The sequence below is a fragment of the Psychrobacter immobilis genome, assembly GCF_904846235.1.
In the GTDB taxonomy this organism is placed as follows: Bacteria; Pseudomonadota; Gammaproteobacteria; order Pseudomonadales; family Moraxellaceae; genus Psychrobacter; species Psychrobacter immobilis_C.
Map to the genome: position 1 here is coordinate 74,236 of NZ_CAJGZN010000001.1, position 18,173 is coordinate 92,408.

The 18,173-nt window shown below is 42.9% G+C and carries 13 protein-coding genes; 9 read left to right on the plus strand and 4 right to left on the minus strand.

The features are described 5' to 3' along the window. Positions 1-3: 3 nt before the first annotated feature. From nuoM to JMX07_RS00410, 3 genes are all read left to right on the plus strand, one after another. Positions 4-1,629, plus strand: coding sequence for an NADH-quinone oxidoreductase subunit M (nuoM, locus tag JMX07_RS00400; RefSeq protein ID WP_201605239.1), 1,626 nt, complete (start codon positions 4-6; stop codon positions 1,627-1,629). A gap of 3 nt (positions 1,630-1,632) precedes the next feature. Beyond that, positions 1,633-3,111, plus strand: coding sequence for an NADH-quinone oxidoreductase subunit N (locus tag JMX07_RS00405; RefSeq protein ID WP_201555948.1), 1,479 nt, complete (start codon positions 1,633-1,635; stop codon positions 3,109-3,111). A gap of 194 nt (positions 3,112-3,305) precedes the next feature. Next, the gene (locus tag JMX07_RS00410; RefSeq protein WP_201605241.1) at positions 3,306-4,133 is read left to right on the plus strand and encodes a ferredoxin--NADP reductase; all 828 of its coding nucleotides are present in this window, start codon (positions 3,306-3,308) and stop codon (positions 4,131-4,133) included. A gap of 108 nt (positions 4,134-4,241) precedes the next feature. Here JMX07_RS00410 and JMX07_RS00415 read toward each other — a convergent pair whose 3' ends face one another. Continuing rightward, positions 4,242-5,021 carry a hypothetical protein gene (locus JMX07_RS00415; RefSeq protein WP_227684569.1) on the minus strand — a complete coding sequence of 260 codons (780 nt, stop codon included), beginning with the start codon at positions 5,019-5,021 and terminating at the stop codon, positions 4,242-4,244. Between the two features lie 581 nt (positions 5,022-5,602). Between JMX07_RS00415 and JMX07_RS00420 the strand changes: the two genes are divergently transcribed. Then, entirely contained in the window at positions 5,603-6,490 is an 888-nt protein-coding gene (locus tag JMX07_RS00420) for a TonB family protein (RefSeq protein ID WP_201571580.1), read from the plus strand. 206 nt (positions 6,491-6,696) lie between these two features. After that, on the plus strand, positions 6,697-7,572 hold the full coding sequence (locus tag JMX07_RS00425) for a mechanosensitive ion channel family protein (protein WP_201605250.1): 876 nt from the start codon (positions 6,697-6,699) through the stop codon (positions 7,570-7,572). Positions 7,573-7,621: 49 nt separating this feature from the next. On the opposite strand, the gene ybeY is transcribed toward JMX07_RS00425, so the two are convergent. Beyond that, positions 7,622-8,221, minus strand: a complete 600-nt coding sequence (gene ybeY, locus JMX07_RS00430; RefSeq protein ID WP_201605259.1) for an rRNA maturation RNase YbeY — start codon at positions 8,219-8,221, stop codon at positions 7,622-7,624. Positions 8,222-8,534: 313 nt separating this feature from the next. Beyond that, on the minus strand, positions 8,535-9,638 hold the full coding sequence (locus tag JMX07_RS00435; RefSeq protein WP_201547628.1) for a PhoH family protein: 1,104 nt from the start codon (positions 9,636-9,638) through the stop codon (positions 8,535-8,537). A 599-nt stretch (positions 9,639-10,237) separates the two neighbouring features. On the opposite strand from JMX07_RS00435, the gene JMX07_RS00440 reads away from it, so the two are divergent. The 3 genes from JMX07_RS00440 (at position 10,238) to JMX07_RS00450 (ending at position 14,286) form a co-directional block, all read left to right on the plus strand. Further along, positions 10,238-11,566, plus strand: coding sequence for a UbiH/UbiF/VisC/COQ6 family ubiquinone biosynthesis hydroxylase (locus JMX07_RS00440; RefSeq protein ID WP_201605261.1), 1,329 nt, complete (start codon positions 10,238-10,240; stop codon positions 11,564-11,566). A 167-nt stretch (positions 11,567-11,733) separates the two neighbouring features. Then, positions 11,734-13,017: an FAD-dependent monooxygenase gene (locus JMX07_RS00445; protein WP_201605263.1), complete on the plus strand. Its 1,284-nt coding sequence runs from the start codon at positions 11,734-11,736 to the stop codon at positions 13,015-13,017. A 36-nt stretch (positions 13,018-13,053) separates the two neighbouring features. After that, entirely contained in the window at positions 13,054-14,286 is a 1,233-nt protein-coding gene (locus JMX07_RS00450) for a PIN domain-containing protein (protein WP_201605271.1), read from the plus strand. A gap of 1 nt (position 14,287) precedes the next feature. Here the strand turns inward: JMX07_RS00450 and JMX07_RS00455 are convergent, their stop codons facing one another. Continuing rightward, positions 14,288-15,199 (minus strand): lysine exporter LysO family protein, encoded by a 912-nt coding sequence (locus tag JMX07_RS00455; protein ID WP_102092960.1) that lies wholly within the window; start codon positions 15,197-15,199, stop codon positions 14,288-14,290. Positions 15,200-15,463: 264 nt separating this feature from the next. Between JMX07_RS00455 and JMX07_RS00460 the strand changes: the two genes are divergently transcribed. Continuing rightward, on the plus strand, positions 15,464-18,172 hold the full coding sequence (locus tag JMX07_RS00460; protein WP_201605273.1) for an alpha/beta fold hydrolase: 2,709 nt from the start codon (positions 15,464-15,466) through the stop codon (positions 18,170-18,172). The last annotated feature ends 1 nt before the right edge of the window (position 18,173 follow it).

Sequence of the window (18,173 nt, forward strand, 5' to 3'; positions counted from 1 at the left end):
AAGATGATTGAGTTACAACAAACGTGGATGCTACCAGCATTAATCGCAATTCCTTTTATTGCAGGATTGCTATGCTGGGTAGTAGAGCGATTTAATAAACGTCTGCCGCGCTGGATTGCCTTGATCGGTATGATGTTGACCTTTGCTTTGTCATTGGTACTTTGGCAGCAGGGCGATTTTAGCGATATGAGTAAGCAGGTCATTGCGCCAGATGCTGCCGTGCCTTGGGTAGCAGAATTTAGTGTGCCGTGGATACCGAGCTTTGGTATTAGCTTTCATTTAGCACTAGATGGCTTGTCACTGATGATGGTAGCCTTAACAGGTTTGCTTGGTGTGGCAGCTGTTGCCTGTTCGTGGAATGAGATTCAGCGCCGCGTTGGCTTTTTCCACCTGAACTTGCTATGGAGTTTGGGCGGCGTTATTGGTGTTTTCTTAGCGATTGACTTGTTCTTATTCTTCTTCTTTTGGGAGATGATGCTGGTTCCTATCTACTTCTTGATCGCCATTTGGGGTCATGATGTGGTTGGCAAAACCAAAGAATACGCTGCAACCAAGTTCTTTATCTATACCCAAGCGTCTGGGCTTATCATGCTCATCGGTATTTTGGTATTGGTCATTATCAGCTACGCCCAAAAAGGGGTAGTGAGCTTTAACTATAATGACTTGCTCGGTACGTCACTTGGCGGCTGGGAATATCCAATCATGCTGTGCTTCTTCATTGGCTTTGCGGTGAAGTTGCCAATCATTCCTTTCCACGGCTGGTTGCCAGATGCGCATGCGCAGGCACCAACAGCAGGTTCGGTGGATTTGGCAGGGGTGCTCATCAAGACCGCTGCATATGGTTTGATTCGTTTTGTGTTGCCGCTATTTCCAGCAGCATCACAAGAGTTTGCACCGATAGCGATTACCCTAGGTACGATTGGTATCTTCTACGGTGCATGGCTTGCGTTTATGCAGACTGATATGAAGCGTCTGCTGGCGTATACCAGTATCTCGCACATGGGTTTTGTGGTATTGGCAATCTATGCTGGAACATTGCTCAGCTTACAAGGTCTGATGATTCAGATGCTTGCTCATGGCTTGAGTTCAGCCGCACTATTCATTATGGCAGGACAGCTATATGAGCGTCTGCATACACGCGATTTGACCTTGATGGGTGGTATGTGGGGACAGTTCCGCTACTACGCACCGATATTGATGTTCTTCTGTGCCGCGCTGCTAGGTATTCCAGGGACAGGTAACTTCATTGGCGAGTTCATGATTTTATTTGGCTCATTTGCTCAGTATCCAGTGTTTGTGGTATTTGCGACATTCAGTTTGGTATTAGCAGGTCTTTATTCACTGATTTTGATTCATCGCGCGTTATTTGGTGAAAACAACATCGCTGCATTGGCAGAGCGAGAGACTAAGTCACATGGCTTACCTGCACGTAAACTAAAAGATTTGGGCAAGCGCGAGCTGTCATTACTACTGATATTAGCTGCTGGTTTGGTATGGCTCGGACTGTACCCACAGCCGTTCCTTGATACCTCAAGTCACGCTATGCAGTGGATCAATAACGCATATATATACAGTCAAGTGACACAGGTAGATGCGTCGCAGCTGCTTGATGTAATGGAGGCACGTTAAGTCATGAATGATATTACGATGAATGATTTGATAGGATTGTTGCCTTACGCGCCGATTATCGCCGTAGTGATTACGGTACTGACGGTTATGATCGCGATTACCTTTAAACGCTCGCACATGGTCACTGGTACGATTACAGTGGCAGGCTTAAACATTGGTCTATTTACCCTGATCGGTCAGATGATCGGTGTGATTGAAAGCGGATCTATCGCGCCAAATGCTGAGCAGTTATTTGTTATTGATAACTTTGCTCAGTTTAATATGGTGGTGATTTTTATCTGTGCCTTGGCTTGTTGTACGCTGTCTTATGCGTATCTGGCCAACCTAAAAGACAATAAAGAAGAGCTGTACTTGCTCATGCTGCTATCGACCATTGGTGCATTGCTCATGGTCAGCGCGCAGCATATGGCGTCATTCTTTATGAGCCTAGAGATGCTATCAGTACCGCTATATGGTTTGCTTGCTTATACTTATATGCGCAACCAGTCACTTGAGTCGGGATTGAAGTATTTGGTATTGTCGGCGACTGCATCAGCGACGTTGCTGATGGGTATGGCCTTTATCTATGCAGAAGTAGGCTCGCTAGCATTTAAGCCAATCAGCATGGTGCTAGGCAATATCTTTGAGTCGCCACTACTGATATTGGGTGCGGCAATGATGATGTTTGGTATCGCCTTTAAACTCTCAGCTGCTCCTTTCCATATGTGGACACCAGATGTTTATGAAGGTGCACCAGCGCCTATCGCTACCTTTTTAGCATCAGTATCAAAAGTGGCGATGATGGCACTGGCCGTGCGTTTCTTAATCGATACTGCTTTGCTGGCATTGCCATCAGTGCAGATGCTATTGATGGTAATGGCCACTTTATCTATCTTGGTAGGTAACTTATTGGCAGTACGTCAAACTAGCCTTAAGCGTCTACTCGGTTACTCATCTATTGCCCATATGGGTTATGTGATGATCGTTATCGTTAGTATTGGCTCGGCCGCTGATAGTATCTCTAGTATGTATATGGCGGTTTATGCCTTTACCTCTATCGGTGCCTTTGGGGTAGTGACGTTGATGTCGAGTCCGTATCGCTTATCTGGTGAAGCTGATGAGTTGACGCATTATCAAGGGCTATTCTGGCGTCGTCCATTATTGACCGCTGTCATGACTATCATGATGTTGTCATTGGCTGGTATTCCGTTGACGGCAGGCTTTATCACTAAGCTATTTGCTATCTTAGCTGCGGTACAAGGCACCAACTGGTTCTTGGCTGCGATGATTATCTTGGGCAGTGCGATTGGTCTATTCTACTACTTACGCGTTTTACTCACGCTGTTCAAACGTCCTAAGCAGTTCATCGAGTTTGACGTGTCTGGGCAATGGGGTATTCGTACCGGTGGTATCATGGTCATTGCTGTGACGGCGATTATTCTATTCTTTGGTATCTTGCCAAATAGTATGATTGAGTGGGCAAGTTTGGCTCGCATTTGGTAATGTCGCTGAGTTAATACAACAGATAAGTCGCTGCGATCTATCTGTTGTTACGGTTAAAAAACCAAGATGCGCCAGCTTTATGATAAGCTTGGCGCATCTTTTTTTATGCTTACCTTTTTGGTATTTATTTTCTTTTGCCTATCAAAGGTATCTTATAAAAATACAGTTTAATAAAGTATAAGTGACGAATAATTATGAGTGATAATATTCAAACAGTAACGGTGCTCAGTAAAACTACATGGACGCCGAACTTATTTAGCTTTACCGTCAGCCGTCCCGATAGTTTTAAGTTTACAGCGGGGCAGTTTGTACGTTTAGGCGTCAATCCCAGTCAATTAAAATATTACCAGCAGACTGATGCAAGTGATGAAACTGCTGATAGCGCATTGAATGAAGATGTCTTTCGCGCGTATTCGATTGTCTCTTCGCCCTTTGATGAGGTGATAGAGTTTTTCTCTATCGTGATTCCTGATGGTGCATTTACGTCGCAATTGCAGCACTTACAAGTGGGTGATGAACTGCTACTTAATACGATGCCATTTGGATTTTTGACGTTAGCACGTTACCAAAAACCATTGCCCAAAGACTTATGGCTGCTAGCAACAGGGACTGGTTTAGCACCGTTTTTGTCAATGCTGCAAGATTTAAAGACATGGGAAGATTACGAGCACATCGTATTGGCTTATAGCGCACGTTCGCTCGATGAACTTGCTTACGTTGAGAAAATCGAAAGCCTACAAGAAGACTTCGGTACACTGGTTGATAATCCAGCAAAGCTTATCTTTATCCCAACCGTCACTCGTGAGCCTGTCGAAGGCGCGTTGTCAGAGCGTCTGCCGAAGCTACTGCTAGAGGGTACGTTACAAGCGCGCGCGGGTATCGCATTAGATATTGATACTACGCATGTCATGCTATGTGGCAACCCAGACATGGTAGAAGATACCAAAGAGGCGTTAAAGACATTGGGACTGGTAATGAATCGCCGCGGTGAGGGTAATATTGCCGTAGAGAACTACTGGTAGTTGACGACTCCAATAAAAAAACGCTGCATCTATAAGGCCAATAACCTCTAAGCTGCAGCGTTTTTTTATGGGATAAAACATTGTCTTATGGGATGAAACATTAGCGACTTACTTTTGGCTTGGCTCAGTCGCATCGTCTACAGGGTTAATAGGGCCTTGCATCAATTCAGGATCATCATCATCACCGATGATATCTTCGTTACTGCTGGCCGCCAGTAAATCACGATAGTTGATTTGAGCCTTTAAAATCATTTGCTCTTCTTCTAGCTCGCCATAATTTATCTGTACCTTATACAAGGTACTCATGATTTTCTTATTGTTTTTTAACCAACGATGGATATCGAGATAAATCACTTCGTCTTTTGCGCGAGCAATATTAACGTACGACAGAATGAAGCCTAAAGGGTCTTTTTTGAGGACGCTATGATAAAACCAAATTGCCAGTTTGACGCCTTGACGTTTCACGAAAGATTCGCAGCGCAGATTTAATATATCGGTATAAGTTTGCTGACCAAATACAAAGCGCTGCACATTGCGATCGAGCTGGACGTGAACTAGGCTAAAGTTACTTGCTACTTCGGCATAGATGCCGCCTGCATTGACAGTGCAGTACAAACGAAACCAGTCATCATGCATCTCGACACGTAGCTCTAAAATGGCTTTTACATTGTCGGTGACGAATTTTTGTAGTGCATCATTAACGTAAGTCTGTGCCACTGGCAATGACAACTCATCTTCGAACTTGTCCGTCGTCTTATTATAGATATCTTTAACCGATTGGGCGATACGCTCCCAACCACTGCCGAATGACTCGTCAAAACGATAGCCAATACTCTCGAAGAACTCATCAAAATTGTCTGAATTATTCACGTTATCAAAGTCACTCAAACTTATTATCCTTATAGGGCGCGTCATTCAATCGGTGACGTAAAAATGGCTAAACAAACTTTGCAGGCTATCATTAATTTAAACGAAAGCTAATCATCTATAATTTCTAAATATCTACGACCATTAGTAATTTTTATACTGATAGGTAGCAAAAGCGAAAAACTGACCTCTGATACTAGTGCACAGTAAATCTGCGCTTATTGTGCTGCTTGATCATCTACTGTGCCTAATCAACACGATGCACCGTTCTGATTGTTGCAAAGTATCGTGCTACTAATGCTATTATGCTAAAGCAGTATATAACAAATACAGTGGCTTCAAAATGAACACATGCGTTTTATAGCAATTCATTTGGTATAGGCAGTGTTTCGTCTGCCTTATATATTCTCAAATGCATGTTTTTCAATCAGCGGATAAGGTTACCAATACTGTATGGCAGATGTCAAAATGCCGTCTCAGTGCTTATACTGGCGACATAATTCTATGTCATGTTATGATAGCGCCAGTATAAATCATGCCCATCGTTACAACACTTGTTAAATAGTGCTTTGTACTGATGTGCTCACAAGCTGAGATTCATTGTGGCCTATATAAAAGACTCACAGAGCTATCATTTTTCCGCGCAAGCGCCCAAGCGCGATATAAGCTTGCCTGTTGCTATTGTTATTGCAGTGGCTGTTCATGTGCTGATTATTTTCGGAATTAGCTTTTCTATGGGAAAAGACCCAGCTGCTATGATGCAAGATGTGGCAAAGGCGCTGACCGACAATATGAAGCCCAATGAAGATGCACACTTTATTGCCAACGCTTCACAAGAGGGCGGCGGTACAATAGAAGAGCAGCTCAGACAAGAGAACAATCAGTTAAGTGCAATGTCTGCTGAGCAAATGAGTGAGACTCAAGATATCGTTAATTTACAGCGTAAAGTACGTCAGCAGCGTTATCAAGAGAGTTATCTGCGTACGACGTTAAGTTGGCGTCAGGCCACTGTAGAGTCGGATAATGACAGCGAGCAAGCGCAAGATGATGCAATGGCGCAAGAAGAGCGGCTACGTAAGCAGATTGCCACCTTAGAAGCTCAGCTATCTCAGCGTCAGCAGGTCTACGCAACCAAATCCAAAGTCGTGACGATGGATAGTAATTCGACCACACGGGGTGCGGCAGCAGACTATATCAATACATTCCGTGAGCATGTCGAGCGAGTGGGCAACTTGCATTATCCCGTACAAGCGCGTGCTCAAGGCATTACGGGTGAAGTACGGCTAATGGTTATCATCAGTAACGACGGCAATATCAAAGCCATTCGACTGCTTGAAAGCTCGAACTCTACGATATTGGATGAAGCGGCCAAGCAGTCGGTACGACAAGCTGCACCCTTTGGTAAATTCACCGAAGACATGAACGATATCGTCGAGCTGCGCTTGATACGTACTTACCGCTATAGTGATACAGTCGAAGTAACGTACTAAGGTTAATGTATTCATGCACTAAGAAGATAGGTGCTAAGAAGACAAGCACTAAGAAAAAAGCTACTGAAATTAAAGTTACTGAAATTAAAGTTACTGAAATTAAAGTTACTGAAAACACAACTGTTAAGAATAACGCTTAACGCACTATTTTTTATAATCACAGATATCCAAGTTCATAACACACAGCTATAAAATAAAGAGTCAGTATGGAATTTTTAGGTTTTACCGTAGATGTCGCTACCTTAACGAGCAACGCCCTAGAGCTGGTCATTAAAATCGCTTTAGCAATACTTATATTTATCGTTGGACGTTGGCTTGCCAAAAAGGCAGTCGCTTTTTCCGATCGCCTGATGACGCGTAGCCATCTGGATGAGACAGTTGCTAGTTTTCTAAGTCGTCTATTGTATGGCGTGCTACTGGTCGTGGTAATTTTAGCTGCGCTTAGCAAAGTCGGTGTACAGACTACGTCTGTCGTCGCGATCTTAGGTGGTGCCGCTGTTGCCGTTGGTTTGTCATTAAAAGACCAACTATCAAATTTTGCCGCTGGTATTATGATTGTGACATTTCGCCCGTTTGTGCGCGGTGATTATGTACAGATTAGTAGCTACACAGGTACGGTGACTGAGATTACCTTGGTTAATACCCATCTGACGACCATTAATAATCACGATATCATCATTCCTAATAGCGATATCACGACTTCACCTGTGGTCAATTATACAGCGCTACCCAATCGCCGCGTCGATATCACCGTCGGTATTGGCTACGATGCTGATATCAAAACGGCTAAAGACGTGATGTTAAGTCTGGCAAAAAACAACCCATTGGCTTTCACTGATCCTGAGCCTATCGTGCGAGTGACCAATCTAGGCGACAACTCAGTAGATCTTACCCTAAACGTTTGGACAACCAATGCCGACTGGTGGTCGATGCAATGCGAGTTACTAGAGCAATTCAAGCAAGCTCTAGATGATGAGAAGATTGAGATTCCATTCCCGCAGCGCAGTGTCCATGTTAAAGGTTTGGATCATATGATTAATCAGATGGGTCAAGCGCAAAAGTTGCCACTATCTAAAGATTAGTGAGTAGCTGTCTAAGAGTTAGAAAATTGTTTAATAAAGCAGTGCTAGTTTAGATATAAGGATTTGGTAGGTTTAGACCTGCCAAAACCTCAATCTCAAAGTACTCCATCTCATCTTGCTCAGCTTGTCCGAGCTCGTGATCAAAACCCAGTAGGTGTAGCACGCCATGCACTAGCAAATGGCTGATGTGCTGCGCCACGGTTTTGTCCTGTTCATTCGCTTCACGTACCATCACTTCATGACAGATAATTAGCTCTCCAAGAGGTAATGTTGGCATTAGCTCAATGACGGCCGCAGGTAATTCGCTTGGATAAGACAAAATGTTGGTCGCATAGTCTTTACCACGTGCTTCTAGATTTAAAGCACGGCCTTCGACGTCATCAGTGATATATATATCTAGTGTTTTAGACTTTTCTTGCCACAGCTCAGGATCGATATCTGCAAAATAGGGTAGGGTCAGACCATTATTAATACGACCGTCTATATAATCTAAAGTCGCCATCATGACTGATAGTAAATGCTCGCGATTATAAAAAGTATCTAATATTTCATCATCAATACTGTTGGTCGCACTGATATCAAGTGCTGCTAAGCTGGCATGGTTGCTAGCGATCTTGTCGTCAAAATTAGTATTGTCAGGTTGGCTCATATTGCTGTCCTTTTTATTATAAATGTGTTTCTAATGCTGCATCTTCTAGGTGATTTATTTGCCAGCTCTTTTAATATAAAAGTAGCTTAATTATTGTCTCTTATTGCTAAGTTTTTGACTCGTAAATAGAGGCCTATGTATAGAATACATAGAGGCTACTATAGCTAAGTTACTGGTAGGCTACTAGTAGCGAAAGAGCTAAATTCAATAAACTGTTGGTAAGAAAAAACCGGACTACTTTGAGTAATCCGGTTTTCTTATACAAGCTAAATGCTCATAGCAAATGATTGTAATTCAATGATTAGCTTGATTATTACAGATTGGCTGCTGCATTAGCGACGGCTTGTCTACGCTCTTGTTCTTTAATACGTTCAAACTTACGTTTTTCTTCTAAAGCCATTTGTTCTTCATCAAATACGTCATAGGCTTCAACAATTTGTTGTACCAATTGATGTCGTACCACGTCTTTTGAATCAAACTTTGTGATATGAATCTCTTCGATATCCTTTAGAATATCCATCGCTTGTGCCAAGCCTGATTTGTGACCACGTGGCAAATCGACCTGAGTAATATCCCCAGTGATGACGGCTCGTGAGCCAAAGCCCAAGCGGGTCAAAAACATTTTCATCTGTTCAGGCGTGGTGTTTTGCGCTTCATCTAGAATGACAAACGAGTTATTTAAAGTACGACCACGCATATAGGCAAGCGGCGCCACTTCAATAATCTGACGCTCAATCATTTTACCGACTTTCTCAAAGCCTATCATCTCATAGAGTGCGTCATATAGCGGGCGTAAGTACGGATCGATTTTTTGGGTCAAATCACCTGGCAAGAAGCCCAGTTTTTCGCCAGCTTCTACCGCTGGACGCACTAGCAAAATACGCTCAATCTCATTACGCTCAAGCATATCGACGGCACACGCCACCGCTAGATACGTTTTACCCGTACCAGCAGGCCCAATACCAAACGACACATCAGAGCTCAGAACGTTTTTTACATAACGCTGTTGATTGCCACCGCGCGGAACGATGCGACCTTTACGTGTACGTAAACTGATGGGCGTAAATTCGCTAGCCTCATCCAAATCTTCATCATATTCCATGTCATCGTGATCTTGTTCGTCTTCTTCCATGTCTTCATCACGAGAGAGGCTAGATTGGATGATGAGATGCAGCTCTTCTGCACTGATGTCTTTGGTGTTCTGTGCTTCATCTACCATTTTGTAGATAATACGTTCACCACGTTCGACATTGGTCACATCGCCACTCAGGCAAAAATCGCCTTGGCGTTGCATGATTTTAATATCGAGGCGTTCTTGAATATATTTCATGTGATTGTTGTATTCACCAAGCACGGTTTTTAGCTGTGCTGGGGTCAATGATTCAAACTTTATACGGCGGCTCATGGAATCAGTCAAGCGATTATCCTTTTATTGTGTACCCGACGCTATGATTTGGTTTTAATTGCGTGGCGGGTTGCAGAGATAAAATAGTTAGTGGCGTTACAGTATTTAGGTGGTAAAAAATTGTAGATGATAAAAATGACGGCGATATTATTGTTGTTTTTGTGGAAGGTCGTGAATGAAAGTAATGAAAAGTCTTGCCTTCATTATGGTAGAGAATTTTTAAATTTCAAGCCATACATCAGATAGATAACGCTGTTTTTGTATGCTGATTGCAACTGCTACAGCGATTTTCTATAGATCGATTCGATGTTGCTATCAGTTCTATATAATTCATCGCTACCCACCATGTGATAGTGCTTTAATAAAATTAATATATTTGGGTTTTATAAATATAAACCTCGTTTACGATGAGAGTGGAGAAACGATTTGTCTACTGTTAAGACCACGGCATAATAGACAATTTGTGGTAATCTATGGGCGATACCATAGGTTGCTGCAACCCATCTAACAACAGTAGTGAAATGATAAAAATTATAAAATAAAGTCAGTGACGAGCGGCTATCTATCACTAATAAATTGCTTGTCCAAAAGATTATAATAGGAAAATAACGATGCAAGATACTGATTCACATTTATCCAATGCTGACAGCATACCTAAAAAGTTCGACAGCATCTCTAAAAACAAAGAAGCGATAACTGACCAGCAAGTGCTTATCGCAGGTGGTGGTCATGTTGGTTTGTCCTTTGCATTGCTATTGGCTCATCACGGTATTGCGAGCACCTTATTAGAAAAAAACAGCTATCCAACCATCAGTCCAACGGATGACAGTACTCGCAGCCATTATTTAGATAGTCGCAATACAGCGTTATCACGGCGCACGGTACAGATATATCAAGAGATTGGACTGTGGGATGAATTACAAAGCCATGCCTGCCGTATCGATACCGTACAGATTAGTGAGCAAGGCAGTTTTGGGCGCGCGCAGCTGAATAAAGCAGAAGAGCGCGTTGAGTCATTTGGGCAAGTCATCGAAAACGCTTGGCTGGGTCGTAAGCTTTTATTAGCCGCGCAGCAAGCGCCATTAATTACCTTGATAGATAATGCCAATGTGACGACTGTCCAGCAGCAGGCCGATAGTGTGACGATTAGCTTTAATTACAATGACGAAGCCGAAAACGAGCAGCAGCTGCAAGCTAGCGTATTAGTCGCTTGTGATGGACGCGACTCTACAGTACGCCAATTGCTAGATATCGGTACAACTACGTATAATTATCAGCAAACAGCCATCGTCGGCGTAGTAGAGACAGATACGCCACACGAGCATGCAGCGATTGAGCGTTTCAGTCCAGCTGGCCCACTTGCCGTGCTCCCACTGACCGATCCAGAGGGTGATGGCAATGATGAGTATCAACACGGCTACAGGCGCTCTGTGGTGTGGGTATGCCCAACAGGTGAAGAAACCAGATACTTAGAAGACGACGCCCATTTCTTGCAGACCCTACAGCAAGCCTTTGGCCAACGCGCTGGCAAGTTTATCGCTGCTGGTCGCCGCGGCGCCTATCCATTGACCCGCGTACTAGCGAATAAGCAAGTAGAAGGACGCTGCGTCATTATGGGCAATGCTGCTCACACCTTACATCCTGTCGCTGGCCAAGGCTTTAATCTCTGTATGCGAGATGCACATGTGCTGGCGCAAATGCTGAACACACAAATACTCAAAGGCGCAGATATCGGTGATGCACAGTTATTAAAGCGTTATGAGAAAGCACGTCAAACCGACCAGAAGCGAGTGATTCGTTTTTGTGATGCGGTAGTACATGGCTTCACGCATCCTAACCCAGCGATTAAGCTGGTACGAAATATGGCTTTGTTGGCCTTTGATAAATTGCCAAATATTAAACCACTAGTCGCCACTTATGCGATGGGTCTAAAATCATAGTGCTATAGTTAAATCCTCTTTAAAAGAGTGACAGCGTTAACCTCGCTTGAAGTATTGCCTATACATCTGCACTCGGTTGCCTTGTCCCTCTTTTAAACTGAATCAACTAACTGTAATTAAGATTGATAATAAGCATTCTAATATTGAGCAATATTGAGAGACACCTTATGAAAAACAACCATACGCTGATTATCGGTAGCGGTATCGTTGGGGCAACGCTTGCTCTAAAGCTGGCGCAAGAAAAAATGCCAGTGACGTTGATTGATGCCCGTCCTGAGCGTGATAAATCAGCTTGGCAACATGTACTTAGCAAACGTGATGCACGTGTCTATGCACTTAGTATGGCTAGTATTAAGCTGCTCAATGACATTGGCGCGTGGCAAAAGATTGCCGCCTCTAAACGCAAAGCAGACTACTCGCAAATGCAGGTATGGCAGCTAAATGGGATGGGTGAGTTATTATTTGGCGAAAGTGAAGATATTGGCGCCGAGGATAATAGTAGTAAAAATCATAAGCCTACATTATTAGGTAGTATGGTCGAGCCTGCTGTTATCGAGCACGCATTATGGCAACGCTTGCATGAAATTGATGTCAGTGACTATCTGACCCTTATCGCTGGTCATAAAGTTGTCAATATGGATTGGCTAGGGGTGCAGCAAGGCTACCGTGTAACTCTGGACAATGGCGAAGCGATTGATGCGTGTCTATTAGTTGGTGCTGATGGGCGCGGTTCATTTGTCCGTCAGCAAGCAGGGATTGGCGTAGATACACTTGACTATAAACAAACTGCCATCTGCTGTGCGATTCAGACTGAAAAACCACATCAAGCGACAGCACGTCAAGCTATGCTACCAACAGGTACGTTGGCACTATTGCCACTAGCTGATATAACCGATGTTGATAAGGCAAGCCCGCAGCATTGGCAGTCGATAGTATGGACATTGCCGCGCAATCAAGCGTTGGCATTGATAGAGGAAGAAGATCGTTTTATCGCTGATAAGTTAGCAGCTGCTAGCAATTACGAGTTGGGTGCGATTAATCAGATTGAGTCTATCGCTAGTTTTCCATTAGTGGCACAGCAAGCGAAAAGCTACGTCGCTGATAACTTGGTACTTATTGGCGATGCAGCTCATGGCGTACATCCGCTGGCGGGTCAAGGGTTGAACCTCGGTATGCTGGACGTGCAAGTATTATGTGAGCAATTAGCGCATGACTTTATACGTAGTGACGGTACGCTTTGGGGAAGTAATCAAACGCTACGTCATTATGAGCGTTCGCGCCGTCCGCATAACAGCCTGATGATGCACAGCTTTTCTGCGCTTAACTGGTTATTTGCAGGGTCGCTTGCCCAAATTCGTCCTGTGCAGCAAATTCGTAATGAAGGCATGTACCGAGTCAGTAAAATAAAACCATTGATGCGCTTGTTTGCTAAGCAGGCGAGTGGGGTATAGGAATAACAATTTAAATTAAATAATAAGAATATTTTCATGAAGCACATTTTAATCGACTATGAGAACATTCAGCCCAAAAGCTTCGATAATGTAGAGGTGGATGAATGTCATGTATGGCTTTTTTTGGGTATTAATCAGCAGAAGAGTCTACCTCTTGAATTGGTTGAAAACTTGCTCAGGTTTGATAATGAAAATGTGCACATTATTAAGATGCAACATGCAGGGAAGAATGCGCTAGATTTTTACTTGTCTTTTTATCTTGGCAAAATCTCTGAAATTGATCCTAGTGCTGATGTTTGTATTTTAGCAAGAGATAGTGGTTATGATATCTTGGTTGAGCATCTCAATAGTGCCTATGATGGTATGAGTATCATGCGGTTAGAAAATGCTAATCAGCTAACTGTGGCTTACGAGTCAAACATAGAAAATGCATCAGATATAAAAAAAAGCCAACTTGTCATCGAAGACAGTCATCATATTTTGTGTGATGACGTTACTAGCGTTGCCATGGACAATAAAAAATCTTTAGCGCAAAGCCTTGAAGAGAGCGTTCCCAAATCGGTTATACATGAGTGTTATGTATTGGTTTTTGATAGCATTGTCAATCGTAAGGTTTTTTTACCGAGCTATAAATCCAACCTATTGTACTCGATAAAGAAGTACGTTCCAGTGAAAGTACTAGAGAGATTCAATAGTACTGAGCAAGATTATATTTTTGAACAGGTTTTTGGAAAATTTATCAAAGCAGGACTTATTAGACTTGATGAAAATGGAGAAAAACTAAGTTATAAAGTAGACAGTCAAGGAATATTAGATTTAGTCACTGATCAAGTTTTACGAAGTAAGGCAAAAGAAATTGATGGATTGAATAATGTGATAAAGCAAAAACTTGCAAGTTATCGCCAAGCAAATAGTCAGGATCAAATTGATTTAGTTGTAACGTACCTCAAAAAGAAGGACATAATAAAACAAGATAATAAAGCTATCTATTACTCACCTTTCGATAATATCAAAGGAAATTCGAGTAAAGTTTCACAAGATGATAATAAGAATAGCAAAGACTCTGCTACAACATATCAACGTGCAATAGCACAGCTAAAAAGTAGACCAGCAGGTACTCGACCATCCAAAAAGTCAAGTTTAATAAACTATCTTAAAAGCTATCTACGTAATGAGGACACTAAAGCAATTGATAAGCTAGTTAAACAGATGGTTAGTAATAAAATAATCGTAATATCAAATACGAATAAGCTGATCTACAAAATATAGCTTAGCCAAGCGCCGAAAAGAACACCATCAGTACTGGCGAGACAATATTAATTAGGAAACCAAAGCTAATCGCTAGTGGCACGACTTTTAGACCACCTGACTGCTGAATGATAGGCAAGGTAAAGTCTAAACTGGTCGCGCCGCCAAGCCCAACCGCAGCGGAGGGGTATTTGCGCATAAATACCGGAATAAAGATTAACGCAAAGAACTCGCGTACCAAGTCATTAAACAACGCGACACTACCCCAAACCGCGCCATAAGCATCGGTCATGACAATCGCTGATAGCGAGTACCAACCAAACCCTGACGATAGTGCTAAGCCTTTCGTCCATGACACATCAGTAAATAGTAGTGCAAAGATAAGCCCACCCGCCAATACCGCTAGCGTAAAGATGACACTCATTTCTACGCCGCGTTTATTCAGTAGTACTTCTTTTAAGGTGATGCCCGATCCTTTTAAGCCTATACCGACCAGTAAAATCAAAATCATCAGCATGACAGTCATAGAGTTTTCAGGCGGCATATAATCAGCAGGCAAGAAATAGCCAATCACCATCCCGATCACCACACAAACCACTTGCGCCAAGCTACCTCGAATGCTCACCCGATGCTCTTTAGATTTTACGCTTGGTTTTTTGGCATGCCACGGGCGCAGATGATCGAACAACATCAGCCCAAATAAACCTGAACCAATCGTCAGTATCGATAATACAGTGACATATAAGGCAATTTCACCCAACTGATTACCTAGACCTTCTACCTGAGACAGCTCAATACCGATCAACGCTAGGATAATAAATACCAAGTATGATAGACCTTTGTCGGCCAATTTTGTCATAGTAGGGTTAGACGGAATGGCAAAGCCAATAAACATTGGCATTAATACCAGAACAAGGGTGACTAGGCTTTCCATGATAAAGGGCTCGCAGCATTTTTAATAAGGCGTTTTTAAGAAGCTGAAGATTGTACCATATAAGGTTAATAGTATTGATATGAGCCACTGAGATTCATTGTAAATCATCGCTCATTGTTGGCTAAACTGGAAAAACTGGACGATTATAATGATGTTAATAAATATCTTTTTCAAAATGTTTGAACGTTTTTGAGCGCTTTGTAATTCTTTACCTTATAAACTTTTGTTGCTACATTAAAGTACTGAAAATATTTGGCTAAACTCATGTCGCTATATCAGCTCAAAACTCAGTTTCAAAATCAACTACGCCCGATAAGTAATGCGCTGGTTGAGCAAAATATTACTGCCAATCAAGTGACAGTATCCGCTGTTTTATTAAGTATCGGTACTGCTTATATAATTGCCAAACCAACGGCTGAACAGCAGCGGTTGTGGCTTTTATTACCATCATCATTGTTTGTACGTATGGCACTCAATGCCATCGATGGCATGATGGCGCGTGAACATGGCCAGGCATCAACGCTAGGAGCCGTGTTAAACGAGGTAGGTGATATGGTTGCCGATACGGCTCTATTAGCGAGTCTGGCGCCTCATATTCTGACCCCTCATATCAATAACAAAGAACGGCAAACGGTAATAGTCAACTTACCAACGAACATATCAATTTCTCAGCACCATATCACTGCTCTGATCGCGCTTAGTATTGGCACCGAGCTGTTGGGCGTTACTAGTAATACCATGTTAGGTGTTCGTGCTAACCAAGGGCCTTTGGGCAAAAGCGATCGTGCCTTCTTATTAGGTATGCTTGGTGCGTTTATGGGCATTAGAGCCAAAGCGCCAGTAAGTATTAAAGGGCAGGTGGCTTTACCTGCTATCAGAATGAGTCAATTATTTATATCAACAGAGATAATGCTACTAAAGACCTGTCTCAATCGACTACGTTATATGACAGAGTTATACTTGATGCATAACCCACCTCAGCTGCGATCCGTACTGGGTGAGTCAACAAACAACTCACTATTTCTTACTGTTGTTTTACCAAGTACTTCTACTGATAACGCTCGCCCATTGGAGTTCAAAGAAATGCCAACCACAACCGTTGATAGTCAAAAATTCGAAGAACAGGCCAGTGTTGGTTTTGACTTGCCTGCATCTAAAATCATCAATGGTGAAAGCTGTTATAACGCTTACGACGGCACGGCTATTTATTATCGCTATTGGCTAACGACGCCTTTAGAAGACATGAAAAAATCAGCTATCAAGCAAGCCAACCGACCGTTGCGCCAAGTTATCTTATTGCACCGAGGACATGAGCATTCGGGACGATTGGCAGAGCTGGGAGAGCAGTTTGCAACAGCTGGCTATCAAGTATTTGCTTGGGATGCACGCGGTAATGGGCGCTCAGGGGGTATAAAAGACCATGCTGAGAGCGTTACCGAGCTGGAGCGAGATTTAGAAGGTTTTGTACAACTGGTGATTGGGCAAACAGGTATTGCTATCGAGGATACATTGATTGTCGCTAGCAGTATCGGCGCGGTATTGGCAGCAGCATGGGTACACGATTATGCGCCAAATATTCGCGGGATGATATTGGGCACGCCTGCTTTGAGTATTCGTCTGTATCTGCCCTTTGCCATACCATCGCTAAAGGTGGCACGTACGCTAGGTCTGATGTCACGTGTCAGCAGCTATGTTAAAGCACAAGTACTGACCCATGATAAAGACGCGCAGCAAGCCTATAATGCCGATCCGTTAATATCCAACAGTATTTCGACCGACTTGCTCATCGACACTCATGCAACCGGTCAGCGTCTACTCGATGATGCTGGTGCTATCACCGTACCGACGTTTGTCTTATGCGCGGGTAAGGATTATGTGGTCGATAAGCAGGCTGAGCGGAAATTCTATGAGGCGATTAACACACCGATTAAACGCTGGCAGTTGTATCCAGACAGCTATCATGCAATTTTTCATGAGACCAATAAAGCCGATGTCTTTGCCGACTGTATTGAGTTTGCTGAGGAAATATTTAGCACACCAGTCCAAGCCCCTGATTTGAGTACGGCTCACTTAAACAGTGCCAGTAAGGATAAAGTGGATCGTTTGGCGATTAAACCATTCAATCCAAACTTTGCGATTACCCGTTTTGCGATGCAGAAGTTTGGTCATGTTAGCGATGCGATTGCTACAGGACTTGAGCATGGCTTTGATTCAGGTCATTCACTGGATCATGTCTATTATAATAAACCCAGCGGTCAGAATAAATTCGGACAGGCAGTCGATAAGTTTTATTTAAACAATATCGGCTGGCAAGGTATTCGCATTCGTCGTGAGCATATATTGGAATTGGCACGCTTAGCACTCGCAGATATCGAAGATAAAAACCAAGGTAGTAATAAATCATACCAACCAAAACTGTTAGATATCGCTAGTGGTCATGGTTTTTATGCGTTTGATCTATTGACAGAGTTTACAGATTTGCATGCTGAATTGCGTGATTATGAAATGCATAATATTCAGGCACTGCAAGCAAAAGCACAGCAGTTAGTGATTGCTGATCGAGTAGTAACCAGTCAAAAGGACGCCTTTGATCCTACTAGTTATATTAATGCAGATACGAATGACACTAGCGCCGATACTAAAAAAACAGATCTTGCTATTGCTTCTGGGTTATTTGAACTGTTCTCTGATAATGCGCTACTAGCGACAGCTTTGGCAGGTATTTATGACAGTTTAAAATCGGGCGGTTATCTGATTTATACCAACCAACCTTGGCATCCTGAGCAAGAATTTATCAGTAAAACATTAAACAATCACCGTGGCAGTAGTTGGGTGATGCGTTGCCGTTCGCAAGCGGAAATGGATCAATTGGTTGAGCGTGCAGGTTTTAAGAAAGTCACAATGCGTATCGATCGCTTTGGTATCTTTACTGTTTCGTTAGCGATTAAAATCGCACCAGCTGATGACGAGTGAT